16 protein-coding genes are annotated in these 15,321 nt (G+C 36.7%); 6 read left to right on the plus strand and 10 right to left on the minus strand.

The features are described 5' to 3' along the window. Positions 1-2: 2 nt before the first annotated feature. The gene (locus QA539_RS07225; RefSeq protein ID WP_012657282.1) at positions 3-503 is read left to right on the plus strand and encodes a universal stress protein; all 501 of its coding nucleotides are present in this window, start codon (positions 3-5) and stop codon (positions 501-503) included. Between the two features lie 91 nt (positions 504-594). Here QA539_RS07225 and QA539_RS07230 read toward each other — a convergent pair whose 3' ends face one another. From QA539_RS07230 to sppA, 5 genes are all read right to left on the minus strand, one after another. After that, complete coding sequence (locus QA539_RS07230) at positions 595-1,791, minus strand: acetate kinase (RefSeq protein ID WP_219492539.1); 1,197 nt, start codon at positions 1,789-1,791, stop codon at positions 595-597. A 72-nt stretch (positions 1,792-1,863) separates the two neighbouring features. Beyond that, positions 1,864-2,787: a class I SAM-dependent methyltransferase gene (locus tag QA539_RS07235; protein ID WP_219492542.1), complete on the minus strand. Its 924-nt coding sequence runs from the start codon at positions 2,785-2,787 to the stop codon at positions 1,864-1,866. Between the two features lie 58 nt (positions 2,788-2,845). Then, entirely contained in the window at positions 2,846-3,343 is a 498-nt protein-coding gene (gene tpx / locus QA539_RS07240; protein WP_099482814.1) for a thiol peroxidase, read from the minus strand. A 73-nt stretch (positions 3,344-3,416) separates the two neighbouring features. Beyond that, on the minus strand, positions 3,417-3,980 hold the full coding sequence (locus QA539_RS07245) for an RDD family protein (RefSeq protein WP_219492544.1): 564 nt from the start codon (positions 3,978-3,980) through the stop codon (positions 3,417-3,419). 9 nt (positions 3,981-3,989) lie between these two features. After that, positions 3,990-4,991, minus strand: coding sequence for a signal peptide peptidase SppA (gene sppA, locus QA539_RS07250; RefSeq protein WP_219492547.1), 1,002 nt, complete (start codon positions 4,989-4,991; stop codon positions 3,990-3,992). Positions 4,992-5,079: 88 nt separating this feature from the next. Here sppA and QA539_RS07255 point away from each other — a divergent pair, with 88 nt between their 5' ends. Further along, positions 5,080-5,886, plus strand: coding sequence for an NAD kinase (locus QA539_RS07255; RefSeq protein ID WP_219492549.1), 807 nt, complete (start codon positions 5,080-5,082; stop codon positions 5,884-5,886). A gap of 83 nt (positions 5,887-5,969) precedes the next feature. Here QA539_RS07255 and QA539_RS07260 read toward each other — a convergent pair whose 3' ends face one another. From QA539_RS07260 to ezrA, 5 genes are all read right to left on the minus strand, one after another. After that, positions 5,970-6,740 carry a sulfite exporter TauE/SafE family protein gene (locus tag QA539_RS07260; RefSeq protein ID WP_219492551.1) on the minus strand — a complete coding sequence of 257 codons (771 nt, stop codon included), beginning with the start codon at positions 6,738-6,740 and terminating at the stop codon, positions 5,970-5,972. 52 nt (positions 6,741-6,792) lie between these two features. Beyond that, positions 6,793-7,596 (minus strand): glycerophosphodiester phosphodiesterase, encoded by an 804-nt coding sequence (locus QA539_RS07265; RefSeq protein WP_219492554.1) that lies wholly within the window; start codon positions 7,594-7,596, stop codon positions 6,793-6,795. Between the two features lie 11 nt (positions 7,597-7,607). Next, the gene (gene thiI, locus QA539_RS07270) at positions 7,608-8,816 is read right to left on the minus strand and encodes a tRNA uracil 4-sulfurtransferase ThiI (RefSeq protein ID WP_283721993.1); all 1,209 of its coding nucleotides are present in this window, start codon (positions 8,814-8,816) and stop codon (positions 7,608-7,610) included. Then, positions 8,806-9,945, minus strand: coding sequence for a cysteine desulfurase family protein (locus QA539_RS07275; protein ID WP_419895028.1), 1,140 nt, complete (start codon positions 9,943-9,945; stop codon positions 8,806-8,808). Before QA539_RS07275 ends, thiI begins: the two co-directional genes overlap by 11 nt. A 77-nt stretch (positions 9,946-10,022) precedes the next feature. Continuing rightward, positions 10,023-11,726, minus strand: a complete 1,704-nt coding sequence (gene ezrA, locus QA539_RS07280) for a septation ring formation regulator EzrA (RefSeq protein ID WP_219494844.1) — start codon at positions 11,724-11,726, stop codon at positions 10,023-10,025. Positions 11,727-11,864: 138 nt separating this feature from the next. On the opposite strand from ezrA, the gene QA539_RS07285 reads away from it, so the two are divergent. From QA539_RS07285 to QA539_RS07300, 4 genes are all read left to right on the plus strand, one after another. Then, entirely contained in the window at positions 11,865-12,332 is a 468-nt protein-coding gene (locus QA539_RS07285) for a GAF domain-containing protein (protein WP_219492563.1), read from the plus strand. Between the two features lie 215 nt (positions 12,333-12,547). Beyond that, complete coding sequence (gene rpsD / locus QA539_RS07290; RefSeq protein ID WP_219492567.1) at positions 12,548-13,150, plus strand: 30S ribosomal protein S4; 603 nt, start codon at positions 12,548-12,550, stop codon at positions 13,148-13,150. Between the two features lie 108 nt (positions 13,151-13,258). Next, positions 13,259-13,705 (plus strand): OsmC family protein, encoded by a 447-nt coding sequence (locus tag QA539_RS07295; protein ID WP_219492673.1) that lies wholly within the window; start codon positions 13,259-13,261, stop codon positions 13,703-13,705. A gap of 301 nt (positions 13,706-14,006) precedes the next feature. Beyond that, complete coding sequence (locus QA539_RS07300; protein ID WP_219492676.1) at positions 14,007-15,317, plus strand: cation:dicarboxylate symporter family transporter; 1,311 nt, start codon at positions 14,007-14,009, stop codon at positions 15,315-15,317. Positions 15,318-15,321 lie beyond the last annotated feature (4 nt).

A 15,321-nucleotide genomic window follows, 5' to 3' on the forward strand; every position in this document is an offset into this window, starting at 1 on the left:
TTATGTTAGTGTATAAAAATATCTTAATCGCAGTCGATGGATCAAGTGAAGCGGAATGGGCCTTCAATAAGGCAGTCGAAGTTGCTAAGCGTAATAATGCAACACTCTCAATCATCAATGTTATCGATACAAGAAGCTATGCAAGCGTCGAAGCGTATGACCGCTCTATTTCAGAACGCGCAACACAGTTTGCAGAGTCATTGCTTGATGGCTACAAAAGAGTAGCACAAAGTCGTGGTGTATCAAACGTGGATACTTTAATTGAATACGGTTCACCTAAGACGATTATTCCTAAGAAAATCGCACAAAAATTAGGTGCAGACTTAATCATGTGTGGTTCAACTGGGCTTAATGCGGTTGAACGTTTCATCATCGGATCAGTATCAGAGGCCATCGTACGTCATGCAGAATGTGACGTATTAGTTGTCAGAACTGAAACAATGCCACATAACTTCCAGCCAGAAGTTGCTACGAAAGAACTGCTAGAAGAACATAAACAGTAGAGAAACCCGGGAGTTCATATCATACTCGATAAGGTAATTTATTATTGAAAAGGAAAAAGGTCAGAACAATAGTTCCGACCTTTTTTTCATATTATTTTAAGTTACCGAAAGTCATCGTATCACGTGCGATCATAACTTCTTCATCAGTTGGTATTACCATAACTTTAACTGGTGAATGTGGATAGTTGATAAATGCTTCTTTTCCACGAAGACCCGCATTTAATTTTGGATCCCAGTAAACGCCCATGAATTCTAATCCTTCTAATACACGTGCACGCACGACGTCAGAGTTTTCACCAACACCTGCAGTGAACACGATTGCATCCAGACCTTTCATACGTGTTGCATATGACCCGATGTATTTATGGATACGACTTGCAAATACATCTAGTGCTAAGATGGCACGTTCGTCACCTTCTTCAGCTTTTTGTTCAATGTCACGTAAGTCACTAGAAATCCCTGAAATTCCTAATAATCCAGATTCTTTATTTAATACATTAATAACTTCCTGAGCTGTCTTACCTGTCTTCTCCATCAGGAACGGAATGATTGCAGGATCAAGGTTACCTGAACGTGTTCCCATCGTAACACCAGCAAGTGGTGTGAACCCCATAGATGTATCTACAGATTTACCACCTTCTACTGCAGCGATTGAAGCCCCATTACCGATATGGCAAGTAATAATACGTAATTGTTCAATAGGACGATCTAATAATTCTGCAGCACGTTCTGCTACGAATTTATGGCTCGTACCGTGTGCACCATATTTACGAATACCATAATCTTGATAATATTTGTAAGGTAAGCTGTAAAGAAATGCTTCTTCAGGCATTGTTGTATGGAATGAAGTATCAAAGATTGCTACGTGCGGAATATTTGGTAGCATCTTACGGAATGCACGGATACCCATTAAGTTTGCAGGGTTATGTAATGGTGCTAACTCACATAATTCTTCAATTTGCTTTTCTACTTCATCTGTTACAAGCGCGCTTGTTTCAAAGATGTCTCCACCTTGTACGACACGGTGACCTGTACCATCTAAATCATTAATATCTTGGATGATACCGTGTTTTTTCATTTCATCAAGCATCATATCAACCGCTTGCTCATGATTTTTAATATCTAAAGTTTGAGTAATCTTCTCACCATTGACTGAAATTGTAAAGATTGAATTCGGTAATCCAATTCTTTCTACTAATCCTTTAGTCAATACTTTCTCTTCAGGCATTTCAAATAACTGAAATTTTAAAGATGAACTACCTGCATTAATTGCCATAATTTTTTTCATGGTCTTCCTCCTAAGTAATTGAATACTTATATTTAATCATTATTACAGATTATTATCAAGAATAATACAGAATTATTTGTTACGATTTTCTGAATGCCACACTTCTAATTCATCGATAAATGTCTTCATATTTCTCTCATCTTTGAAATCGGGAATATTTGCAAGTAAAACTTCAACTGCTTTGGATTTTGAACCATTTTTTCGCTCTAATACGAGTAAGCTTTTTCGACGTGCTTCAGTCTTGAACAAACTTGAAGGGAAATTCAAAAAGGCTTGCATTATTGTTTCTGTAGCAACAAATTTTTGTAACTGTTCCACATTGTCACCTTCAAAGAGTTGGGTCGGAACAATTAAAAATGCGAGACCTCCTGGCTTTAGGCTATTTATCGCTTGTTCAATTAATAAATGATGACTAAAACTATGTCCTTCTTTAAATCCGAGTTTCATTTCGTGACTTCTTACATCATTTGGATAGTAGCCTACCGGAAAATCACCAGTAACAACATCGAAATCGCCTTCTGGTAATGGCATAATTGCATCTTGAGGAAAGACATCAAAGGGTATCTCTAAAAAGTTTGCTAAATGGATGCTGAGTCTTGATAATACAGGATCGACTTCTACAAGTACATGGTCAAAAGTCTTGCCTGGATTCTGTTCATGTATTGTAGCCGAGAGATGTCCTGTACCACTCGTAAGATCTAATATCTTAAGCTGTTCATCTTGAACAAACAAATTCATTACATACGCAGTCATATATCCAATACTATCTGGTGTCATCTGGTGATTCGGCTGTATCATCTCTTCTTTCAATAAGCTTAAATAACTGAACTGGAATGCCTTTCTGCGATCAATACTCGTACTTCTTTCAAGTAGATCTCTTTGGTTGATATAAATATCTTCAAGACTTAATCCTAAATTCTCAATAAAACTATGTCCATTTTCTTTTTGGAGTGCTTTCGCCTTACTATCAATAACTTTAAATAATTCTTCTATCATATATGATCCTTTCAAATAAAAACTGCCCCAAATTAAGGGCAGTAGTTAATACGTGTAATTAAATTGATTTTAATGCTTCAATCGCTTTATCATAATCGGGATGATCTGTACCTTCTGGAACAACTTCAGTATAGACTACTTCGTTTGTATCGCTGAGAACAAATACCGAACGTGCAAGTAAACGTAGGTCTTCCATTACGACACCATAGTTCGTACCAAATGATAGGTCTTTATGATCACTTAAAGTAATCACGTTCTCTAATCCTTCTGCTGCACACCATTTTGCCTGAGCAAATGGTAAATCAGCAGAGATAGTTAGAACAACAGCATTATCAATACCTGCTGCTTCTTCATTAAATTTACGTGTTTGTGTACTACATACACCTGTATCAATAGATGGAACAACGCTGATTAATTTCTTCTTACCTTCGTAATCGGCTAATGTTCTTACCGTTAAATCATTTGCTAATACGGAAAAATCCGGAGCTGCCGTCCCAACTGTGACAGGCTCGCCTGATAATTTCATTGGATTGTTCTTAAATGTAACTTGTGCCATTATGATACCTCCTAAATTGTTTTACACTATTAATTTAACATGTTTATAAGAGAAAACGAATTAATTTGACTGATTAAATTCTGATTTCTTGCTTCACAAGCTTTTCTCTTAATAACGCACTCTCTTCCTTAACAACGAGTGTATCACTTAACAGATCATGTATACCACGCTTATTTGGATTAAATAGTATAACGAGATAAAGTAAATAAGCGAAGAAGTTAGAAATATATCGTCCAAAGAATTCTCGGGTAATAACCGTTCCTATAGAAAGTTTGCGGCCATCTTCATGAACTACTTTTAATTTTAAGATCATCTTACCAAGTGTTGCATTAAAGAAATACGTAAGTAAAATAAAATAGCCAAAGTAGATTAATGCACTAAGTACATTATAGACCGAAAAGAGCGGTGTCATAATATACATATCACTTAAACCGTATGATGCATCAAATGGATTTAATGCAATGTTTTTAATCGAACCAATAACGATTAAATCAATGATAAATGCTACAAACCGAATACCAAATCCAGCTTCTGTCGCATGAATTAACTGCTGTGTAAGTTTATCATTCACATTGTGCGAATTCATTGGAACAGCTAAGTCACTTTCAATATGTTGATCATATTTTTCTTCATACATTACATCCACCTACTCCCCATACAAGTACATTGGTTGAATGCCTTGACGTTTACTCAATAATTCTTTTATTGCAGCTACATCGTTCTTGCCCATTAAGTGACCTACAAAAGAATCTGCTGCAAAGAATTTAGAATTAAAGAAGTCATCTGTCACTGAAAATTCAATGACTTCAGCGTTTTTTGCTTTAATTTCTTTCTTCAGTGCATTCATCGCATCTGCCTCAGTGCCTATCTCATCTACAAGATCCAATTTTTGCGCTTGTTGACCCGAATAGATTCTACCGTCAGCAATCTTTTTCACTTGAGCTTTATCCATATGTCTTCCATTACTAATCACATTTACAAAACCTTCATAGCTTTCATCGACAAACTTTTGCAAGATTGCACGTTCTGTTTCATCCATCTCTTTTGTAGGGCTCATAATGTCTTTATGGGGTCCACTCTTAATTGTGTTGAATTTAACCCCGTACTTATCCGCAAGCTCTTTATAATTCATAGATTGCATGATTACGCCTAATGATCCCGTCAACGTTTCTTTAGAAGCATAAATTTTATCAGCTGGTGCTGAAATATAATAACCTCCAGAAGCCGCCGTATTTTTCATCGTTACAAAAACTTTTTTACCTGCTTTTTTGACCGCTTCAATCTTATCGTGAATTTCTGCACTCTCATAAACACCACCACCCGGCGAATTCACAACTAACATCAATGCTTTAATATTACCGTTGTCTTTCACCTCATCTAATGAATCCAGTATCAGCTGGTGATTGTAACTTTCACCCGAGAAGGGCGAAGGCGTCCCCGTGTCCATAATTGTTCCGTCTATTTCAATACGTGCAATTTGATTTGTCGTGTCGCTGCCATCAACAGTAGATGAAGTAAGTCCTTCTTCGTCTAGTGCCTTCATGCTTGAAGCGAAATCTGTAGATAACACGTTTGTGAAGAAGCTTAATGTAGACCCAACAATAAATAATCCTAAAGCCAATAATATTGCTATCACTCTTTTACTCATCGTATCTTCCTTTCAAATATAATAGTTAGACCTTATAATATATAGTATCAAAAATATCTATCAGTGAACAATAAGGAGGGGTAAGAAAATGGAAAAAAGAAATAAAATTTACTTTTTCACAAACAGAGAACCTGCTGGATTAAACTCTAAGGCACAAATTGAAACGTTAATTCAACATTATGACTTTGAAGTAACTGATAATCACCAAACTGCAAATATCATCGCTTCTATCGGTGGTGACGGGGAGTTTCTCCAAGCAGTACGTAAAACAAAATTTCGTCAAGATGCAATATATGTTGGCATTGCGACAGATAATAAGAAACACTTCTATACTGATTTCCATATTGATAATCCAGAACTGCTAAATAAAGCTTTAAATAGCGAGGATGATTCCATCGAAGTACGCAAATATCCTTTGTTAGATGTAAATATTAATAACGAGATGCGCTACTTATGTTTAAATGATTTCTATATTAAATCTTCAATTATTAAATCGATGTCTCTGGACGTATTAATCGATGATCAGAAATTCGAGACATTCCGCGGCGATGGTATGCTGATTTCTACACCAACCGGATCAACTGGATATAGCAAATCACTGGATGGCGCCATTATCGATCCGCTTACACGTTGCTTCCAGATGACTGAAATCGCATCTTTCAACAACAACAACTACAGAACTATTGGTAATGCGATTATTTTAAATGAAGGTCGTAAGCTTTCTTTAATACTAGATAAATTAGAAGACTATTATCCGATAATGGGACTAGATAACGAGGCATTATCCATACAGAATACAGATACAATCGATATTACATTAAGTAAACAGATCATTAAAACTGTCAAAGTGAAAGAAAACTCATTCTGGAATAAAGTTGAGCGCACATTTCTATAAGATATAAAGAACTGCACCGTATAACTACGGTGCAGTTCTTTTTCAGGTCATTTCACATATTTAAAATCATTTGATCGTTCAGACTATTTCATAAAATAATTCTGAACGTAGTCCACAATATTTTTTCCAATCAACAGCACCGTCACTACGATAAAGAGTATACGCACATATGATACACCATGCTTAATCGCAAATTGGCTACCAGTGTAACTTCCCGCTATCATTGCCGCTCCCATACTCAGCCCATACATATAATTTACTTGTCCGAGTGCCATGAATAAGAGCAGAGCTCCTAAGTTGCTTGCAAAGTTAAGAAATTTTGCATTACCTGCTGCTCTTAAGAAATCAAAACCGATGATAAGTAAGGTGAATAGCAGGAAACTTCCTGTCCCTCCCCCTAAGAACCCATCGTAAAAGCCGATAAATGTAATCGCAAAAATAAATAATGCCGACTTTTTCTTATCTAACTTCTTATAGGTCGAAATGCTTCCCCAGTCTTTCTTAAATAGCGTATACACAAGTACCAGACTCAGACAGATGATCGCAATAGGCTTCAGATATTCAGGCGGCATCTTCGTGGCAATAAATGCACCGAGAATCGAACCGAAAAATGATAACGGAAATAATTTACCAACAATATTTAAATCGACTTTCTTCGAACGTAAAAATGATAACGTTGATGTAAATGATCCGAAAGAAGAAGCAAGCTTATTCGTTCCAAGCGCGATGGATGGCGGCATACCAGTTGCAAGTAGAGCGGGAATACTGATGAGTCCGCCACCACCAACAACTGAATCTATAAATGCCGCTAAGAATCCGAAAAATATTAAAATGAGTAATATATTTAAATCCATGTTGCCCTCCTTATAAGTTGCTATGATACACTTTGTGGTGTCCTATAATTAGTTATTCAAATATTTCTCCGTTATCTATTCTAAACTGCTTACGAAGCAGATCAGGGAAATTTGTAAATGCTCCGTCAATACCTGCATTGATTAAGCGTTCCATATCCGCTTCTTTATTGAGCGTATATGGAAAGACTAAATATCCAAGGTCATGCATTCTGCTGATTAATGTTTCATCCAGATCGGCGATACTCGGTCCGACAGCATATACGAATGCATGAATCTGCTTTAAATCTTCATCCGGCATTTCACGCAGCACACCTTTTTTAGCGAGCAGTAAGAGCGGCATATCGGGAACGAGCTGATTCACTTTGATTAAACTTTCTAAACTAAATGACTGTATAACCGTCTGACGATTCTTTAGGCGCGTGTCACTGATCAGGCCGTATGCATCTAGCGTATCGATTAATATTGATTCCATCCCCGGATAGATGTCCGGGGATTTCGTTTCTATATAATAATTTGCATCTTTATAACGTTCAAATATGTCTTTCAGTGTCGGTACAATCTGTTCAGCATAATAGTCTGCCTTTAATTCAGGGAACTTTTCATTGAACCATTTCCCAATTGTCAGCTGTTTAATTTCTTGAAGGGTCATCTCTTTAATAATCCCTGGCGTCAGTGCAGTGCGTTCGATTGATTCATCATGCATGACAATGATTTCTCCATCTAATGTCATATGAACATCGAGCTCAATATAGTCTGCATGCATATCGTAATGACTTTTATCGTACGATGCAAAAGTATGTTCAGGCGCATAACCACTCGCTCCACGATGCGCTATAACGACATTTTTATCAAGCATAAGAACGCCTCCTATAACAGCTCGTCGAATTCTTGTTTCGTATCTGTATGCTTAGAAATTGTTAATGTCTCAATATTCGCGATTGCCTCTTCAATCATCGCATCAAAATCAGTGCCCGCTTCGAAGCTCTCAACCTTATCAAGTCTAGGATTGGTCTTTGGATTTTTCGGTGTGAAGATTGTGCAGCAGTCCTCAAACGGTTGAATCGACGTTTCAAATGTTCCGATTTCCTTTGCTTTAATAATAATCTCATCTTTGTCCAATGTTAGTAACGGACGTAATATTGGTAAATTTGTAACTGCATTTATCGCATACATGCTTCCAAGTGTCTGACTCGCAACTTGTCCTAAATTTTCTCCGTTGACAAGTGCTTTAGCATCAATTTGACGAGCAAATTTATCTGCAATCTTAAGCATCATTCGACGTGTCGACGTCATCGTTAAGTTTTCAGGCATTTTCTTATGAATCATCTTCTGGATGTCTGTAAACGGAACAAGATGCAGTTTAATCTCTCCAGTAGTTTCTGCCATAATCCTTGTGAGATCAATGACCTTCTGTTTCGCTTCTTCACTTGTAAAGGGTGGTGAATGGAAATGAATCGCTTCAATCGTAACCCCGCGCTTCATCACTTCAATTCCAGCGACAGGTGAATCAATACCACCTGATAGCATCAAGAGCGTCTTTCCTCCCGTTCCAACCGGTAGGCCTCCAGCGCCTTTAATCACGCGAGAATATAGATATGCTGCATCACTTCTAATTTCCACGAGCAATTTATAACCTGGTTTTTTAACGTCTACCGTTAAATGTTCGATATTCGATAAGATTTCTCCCCCGAGCTCTTGCTGTAAGGCGAATGTATCATAAGGGAATCCTTTATCCGAACGTTTCGCATCTACCTTAAATGTAACACCCGGTGCGTCAATATCACGCGCAAGCTTCACTGCACTCGATTTTATCTGGTCGATATCTTTCTCTACTTTCACTACCGGACTCACTGAATGTACACCGAATACTTTGCTAATTCGTTTCATAATCTCTTCTACATCAGCATCTTCAGTGACTTCTACGTACATTCTGTCTCTATTGGCATTTACTTTATAACCTGTTAGCGGAATTAGCGCGTATTTAATATTGGATTTAAGCTGATTTACAAATGTATTACGATTACCCGATTTTAATGTTAATTCTCCATATCTGACTAATATATGATCATACTGCATCTTTGATTAACTCCTTCATTTCACGATAGATTTGTTGTAGTACTGTGATGAATCGATTGATATCACTTTGTGTTGTATATTTATCAAATGATACTCTGACACTACCCGCTATGACAGTTTCAGGTACATGGAGCGCATTCAGTGCTTCATTGAACTTTGCTCGCTTTGACGAACAGGCACTCGTCGTCGAAACGCAGATATCTTCTTTCGAAAAGGCATTCACGATGACCTCCCCTTTTACGCCAGGGAAACCGATATTTACTATATGCGGCACACCCTCTTCAAGTGAATTCACATATAATCCCGGAAGTTGCTGCACTGCATGTTCTAGCTGTTCTTTAAAATGCTGCGTGCGTGAGTATAATTCTGTCCTCTCACTTTCGGCAATACGTACTGCGCGACTTAAAGCAACATCATTCGCAACATTCACCGTTCCGCTTCTAAATCCATACTCCTGACCCCCGCCAAATACAGTATGTGTGATGGTCTTCAGTTGATTGAAGACCAGTAAACCCTGACCTTTCAGACCATTGAACTTATGACCACTAAGTACAAAGCTATCCATCGCATCAACTGGAAGTTCGAGCTTCCCAAAAGATTGTACACAATCAACATGAAAATGCACTTTCGGATAATTCTTTAATACTTCTTTGATAGATGTGATCGGTAATATTGCACCCATGACATTATTCACATGCATTAAACAGACTAAAGTCACATCACTGTTTAATAGAGATTTAAAGTGTTCTAAATCTAATCGCCCGTCCTTAAACTCTACATACTTAACTGTGAATCCCTCACTTTCTAGCGCACGTACTGTTTCTAGTGCTGAAGGATGCTCTAGATGCGAAGTAATAATCGTCTGTCCGAACGGTTTCTTACTTCTTGCCATACCTGTAATAAGTAGGTTGTTCGATTCAGTGGCACCACTCGTAAAAATAATAGATTGATTCTTAAGCTTCAATATATCTCTTATCTGACTTCTCGCCTGTTCTAATAATTTATTTGTTTCAAGCCCTTTATGATGTGGACTTGATGGATTAAAATAATACTTTTCATTTACCGTATGAAATGTCTTTAACACTTCTGGATCCGGCTTTGTTGTTGCACAATTATCTAAATAGATCATTCTTTCACCTCAATAAGCAAAACCCGGCAAACTTCACATTGAAGTTGGCTCGGGTTTATCATTCGTTTCATTATACTCTATCTGCGCTTTGTATGAAGAATATTTTGCTCGATACGCTCAGTCACTCCTGGTTCTACACGTTCAATCGCCGCCTCAGCAACTTCTACTGCGCGTTTATATCTATTGTTACTAAACAGGCGTTCTGCTTCAATTAACTCTTTATTAACCTCTGAAGAATCTTTGCGATAACGGTTTCCATATTGTATCAGTTTTTCTGCATAAAGCGCATGCTCCAGTACTTCCATCGCTTCTGACTCAAATGTATTCATGGTTGTCAGTACTTTATTCACTTTATCTCTTACTTGCGTTACATTCATTGGACGCTTATTAAAAAGTTGATGCACTTCACGCATCTCAACATCAATTTCATTTTTCATAATAATAAAGCGTTCAGGTACACTTGACAGATTTGAAGCAAGCAGTTTTCTGTACACTTCTTCTTTCTTACATTGAATATGCAATACATTATGCTGCGCTTCCTGCTCATCTTCACGTAAATTCATCAAGTAGTTCTGTATCTTCTCTTGTTTTTCATTGATCACCTTAACATGGGATTCAATATATTTTAGATTGTCCTCAACCTCTGTATAACGAATGCTTGATTTCGCAGTTTCCATCAATATTTCATCATACACTGTTATCAAACTTTGAATCTCATTGTCGTAGCTACGCACATTCTGCACCGCTTCTTCATCAATATAATAGGTATCTTTAACATATTCTATCTCTGTACGAATTATATAGTTCGTATCTTTTGCGTGAAACAGATGATCTGTTATCTCTTCTTTTGTTAATTCTACATTGTTCTTCGCTTTCACTTCAAGTTCAACGAGTTCAACCATTTCATCGATAGCATCATTAATTTCATCGATAATCTCTTCTGCTTTGTCAAGTTCCAGTCTTGCAATCAAGGGCTCAACTAGGTTCAGCTTCCCTTTTAACGTCTGAAGCGTACTGTCTACTTTAACATGTTCAATGTTATAACCTTCAATCTTAAGGTCTCTGCATCCGAACTTAATATCCTGAAATTGTGCAGGTAATTCTTTTTGTACATCACGAATAAGTTCTGGAATTTCTTCCATATCTTCTTTCAGTAGCGACATTTCTTCATGTAAACTATTAATATGCGTATGTGCATCGTCATAATTCCCCTCATCAATGAGCGTCTGATATACATTAATTTGAGGTTCGTACGTTTCGATCTGTGCTTCAAGCGGCTCAGCCGATTCACCATACTGATGACGGTTAGCAAGAACGTCGCGCTTTGACTCTCTATAGATAACCTTACATGCATCATACTTGCGCTTATCATCTTCAGTCTTATTCATAAACGCTTTAATCTCTTCTACAGACTGTCCATACTTTTTCTCTATATGATCAAGCAAGTGGTCCGCTTCTTGAACCTTAGTTTCACTTTCTTTAAATTTAAATTTATCAAGCGCTTCATCCGCATCATTTATAATAAGCTCACAAGTCTTAATATCTTCATTTAATACAGTCTGCCACTCTTTCTTCCACTTCTCGAAGTGCAGCGCAGCCTGACCTTTTAAGTTTAATGATTTTACTTTTACAAGTTCATCTTGAAACGGTAAATGTTTCACTTCATTCTTTCTTGCTTCAATGCTTTCGATATGTGTGCGTCTTTGATTTCTCATATAAAACAGCACACCGACAGCAATCAATATCACTACAATGATTCCAACTATGATATATATCATTATGTAAATTCATTCCCTCCAAAGTACTACTCATCATTATAACGTAAAATGTACTTTTCAAAAACAATTTCTTGTTAATTCTTTATCAAATCAGTTAAACTATTTTTATTCATAAAAATTGATAACTACGGAGGGAATACTATGTTCGATCAAACACCGATTAAAGATTATACGATGCTCGCACAAATGCTGGACGGATTACTCACTGATGAACAGGATAATATCAGCAATCTTGCCAATGCAAGTGCACTTCTTAATACATTTCTACAGGAAGTAAACTGGGTTGGGTTCTATTTGATGAAAGATGGCCAATTACAGTTAGGACCTTTCCAGGGATTACCGGCATGTGTTCAAATTCCGGTTGGAAAAGGTGTATGCGGGAGTGCAGTCAGCGAGCGCAAAACGATGGTTGTCTCTGACGTACATCAGTTCCCTGGTCATATTGCATGTGATGCAAATTCTCAATCAGAAATTGTCGTACCTATTATTAAAGATGGAGAAATATTCGGTGTGCTCGATATCGATGCGCCGATTAAATCTAGATTTACAGAAGAAGATCAAGCAGGTATCGAACAATTCGTAAAGATTCTCGAAAAACATTTATATTAATATTGACTTCTTACACTAAAGTCACTATAATGAAATCTATGTGAATAAACGAAGATAGCAGATAAATATTAATACGCGCTATAGTATCCCCTATGTTGGCGTGTTGTGTAACTGAAGCTATAAGGCGAAGGCACGGAATGATACTATATCGTATTAGGCATTTATCATATTTTTGTTTTTTACATAAAAAACAAAAACAGAGGAGGAGTCACATTATGGCTCGTTTTACAGGTTCAACTTGGAAAAAATCTCGTCGTTTAGGAATTTCTTTAAGCGGCACTGGTAAAGAATTAGAAAGACGCCCTTACGCACCAGGACAACACGGTCCTAACCAACGTAAAAAATTATCTGAGTATGGTTTACAATTACAAGAGAAACAAAAATTACGTTATATGTACGGAATCAACGAACGTCAATTCCGCACAATCTTTGATCGTGCTGGTAAAATGAAAGGTATCCACGGTGCTAACTTCATGGCACTTTTAGCATCTCGTTTAGATGCAGTAGTATACCAATTAGGTTTAGCACGTACACGTCGTCAAGCACGTCAATTAGTTAACCACGGTCACATCATGGTAGATGGCGCTCGCGTAGACATCCCATCATACCAATTAAAACCTGGTCAAGTAATTTCAGTTCGTGAAAAATCACAAAAATTAAACATCATCGCTGAATCAGTTGAGTTATCAAACCACGTTCCTGAATACTTAACATTCGACGCTGAAAAATTAGAAGGTACATTTGTACGCGTTCCAGAACGTAGCGAATTATCTGCTGAAATTAACGAACAATTAATCGTTGAGTACTACTCACGTTAATAAGTGCTTTGAAAGACTTTCGTCTTTCTATTATTCCGAACACTTCAGAATCATTGTTTCTGAAGTGTTCGTTTTTTGTTTTATATGGATAGATAAGGAGAATATAAAATGAAACATACATTTAACTGTACTGCTAAATTTAACGGCGGCTATCACGGTGTGGGTACGATAGAAAACAGAAATCTTAAGACTGAAATATCAATACCGAAAGAAATGAATGGACCTGATATCGGTACCAATCCAGATGAGATGCTTTTATCATCTGCAGTTACATGCTTTACAATAACATTAAGTTCTATGTTTGAACGTAATAATATTCCGGTTGAAATAGATTATGTGCATGCTAGCGCGACGATCAATAGTGAAAAACAAGTATTAACATATGAAAGCATTACTTACAATGTCTATTTGATCAGCACAGCACAAATGGATGAGCAAAGAATAGTAAGATATGTTAATAAATCCGAAGAAACTTGTATGATTACACGTGCTCTAAAAGGTAATGTTGAAGTTTCAATTGAAAATATTTATTTAAATAATAATATAGTAATATAATAATTTACGTATAAAACTATTTCGGTAGCCGGAATAGTTTTTTATAGCATTTAATCTAAGATAAATTATATTAAACAAATAATATAATTTATGATATCGTTTACAGGTTTTTTCAAAAACATTGTCAAATGTATATGTACTCTACTTTCAGCGAATATCCTTAAAATTCACAGAGCACGCAATTACATCATTATTAAAACATAATGACTACTTAATTTTTCTGACAATTTGTAAATAATTAAATTGACAGACTTATCAATAACAAATAAAATACATGAGTACGAAAGAAAAGAGGTATGATATGAGTTCAGTTACAGAAATTAAAAAAACAAAAAAGAAAAAGTTTATAAGTTTACCGATGCAAATATTACTTGCATTAATATTAGGCGTTGTCGTCGGCGCCCTACTTAATGGTCAGAAAGAATACGTTAACTACTTTCAGCCACTAGGTGATGTCTTCTTACATCTTATTAAAATGATTGTTGTACCGATTGTATTCTGTTCACTCGTAATTTCTATTGCTGGTACAGGCGATATGAAAACTGTTGGCCGTTACGGCTGGAAGACGTTACTGTACTTTGAAATTATTACGACATTAGCCATTGGTCTCGGAATTATATTTGCAAATGTCTTTAAACCAGGTGCCGGTATCAACAAAGATCTATTACCTAAAGGTGATGTAACAAAGTATACGACAAATGCAGAAGCTGCTGCAGAGTCCACATATGGTAATCATATGATTGATACAATCGTTAATATTATTCCGACGAATATTATTGATTCTATGGCACAAGGTCAATTATTACCGGTTATCTTCTTCTCGGTATTCTTCGGTCTTGGGTTAGCTGCAATTGGTAAAAAAGGTGATCCAGTACGCGCTTTCTTTGACGGCTTCTTAGATGTTATCTTCTGGATGACGAATCAAATCATGAAATATGCACCAATTGGTGTATTTGCATTTATGGCAGTAACAATCATCAATTTAGGGTTAGGTGCATTGATTCCACTTGGGAAGTTAGCACTTGTTGTTGCAGGATCAATGGTATTCTTCATTATTGTCGTGCTCGGTGCTGTTGCAGCAATGTGTAAGATCAATATCTTCCACCTATTGCGCATATTAAAGGACGAGTTACTGCTTGCATTCTCAACGTCAAGTTCAGAGACTGTATTACCTACCATCATGGACAAGATGGAGAAATTTGGTGCACCGAAAGAAATCGTATCTTTTGTTATACCGACAGGTTATACATTCAACCTTGATGGTTCAGCATTGTATCAATCTATTGCAGCACTTACAATCGCTCAAATGTACGGTGTTCATTTATCGGTGACTGAGCAACTTGTATTATTATTAACATTGATGCTGACATCTAAAGGTATGGCTGCTGTACCAGGTACATCAATCGTCGTTTTGATTACGACTTTAACAGCAATGAATATTCACCCTGAGGGCCTAGCACTTATCATTGGTATTGACCGTATCTTAGATATGATGCGTACAGTTGTTAACGTAGTCGGCAACTCTTTATCAACACTTGTCATTGCAAGATGGGAAAATCGTCTTGATTATGAAAAAGGCCGTAAATATTACGAAACATATTTAAATAAATAAAGTC

The sequence above is a fragment of the Macrococcus psychrotolerans genome (genome assembly GCF_038095555.1).
GTDB classification, from domain to species: domain Bacteria; phylum Bacillota; class Bacilli; order Staphylococcales; family Staphylococcaceae; genus Macrococcoides; species Macrococcoides psychrotolerans.

Bases quoted from the DNA above. Each gene is read 5' to 3' on its own strand.
- QA539_RS07285 (WP_219492563.1), top strand. From the start codon at position 11,865: ATGTTCGATCAAACACCGATTAAAGATTATACGATGCTCGCACAAATG.
- QA539_RS07295 (WP_219492673.1), top strand. From the start codon at position 13,259: ATGAAACATACATTTAACTGTACTGCTAAATTTAACGGCGGCTATCAC.
- QA539_RS07265 (WP_219492554.1), bottom strand. From the start codon at position 7,596: ATGCTTGATAAAAATGTCGTTATAGCGCATCGTGGAGCGAGTGGTTAT.
- sppA (WP_219492547.1), bottom strand. From the start codon at position 4,991: ATGAGTAAAAGAGTGATAGCAATATTATTGGCTTTAGGATTATTTATT.
- QA539_RS07245 (WP_219492544.1), bottom strand. From the start codon at position 3,980: ATGTATGAAGAAAAATATGATCAACATATTGAAAGTGACTTAGCTGTT.
- tpx (WP_099482814.1), bottom strand. From the start codon at position 3,343: ATGGCACAAGTTACATTTAAGAACAATCCAATGAAATTATCAGGCGAG.
- QA539_RS07235 (WP_219492542.1), bottom strand. From the start codon at position 2,787: ATGATAGAAGAATTATTTAAAGTTATTGATAGTAAGGCGAAAGCACTC.
- QA539_RS07300 (WP_219492676.1), top strand. From the start codon at position 14,007: ATGAGTTCAGTTACAGAAATTAAAAAAACAAAAAAGAAAAAGTTTATA.
- rpsD (WP_219492567.1), top strand. From the start codon at position 12,548: ATGGCTCGTTTTACAGGTTCAACTTGGAAAAAATCTCGTCGTTTAGGA.
- thiI (WP_283721993.1), bottom strand. From the start codon at position 8,816: ATGCAGTATGATCATATATTAGTCAGATATGGAGAATTAACATTAAAA.
- QA539_RS07275 (WP_419895028.1), bottom strand. From the start codon at position 9,945: ATGATCTATTTAGATAATTGTGCAACAACAAAGCCGGATCCAGAAGTG.
- QA539_RS07230 (WP_219492539.1), bottom strand. From the start codon at position 1,791: ATGAAAAAAATTATGGCAATTAATGCAGGTAGTTCATCTTTAAAATTT.
- QA539_RS07225 (WP_012657282.1), top strand. From the start codon at position 3: ATGTTAGTGTATAAAAATATCTTAATCGCAGTCGATGGATCAAGTGAA.
- QA539_RS07260 (WP_219492551.1), bottom strand. From the start codon at position 6,740: ATGGATTTAAATATATTACTCATTTTAATATTTTTCGGATTCTTAGCG.
- QA539_RS07255 (WP_219492549.1), top strand. From the start codon at position 5,080: ATGGAAAAAAGAAATAAAATTTACTTTTTCACAAACAGAGAACCTGCT.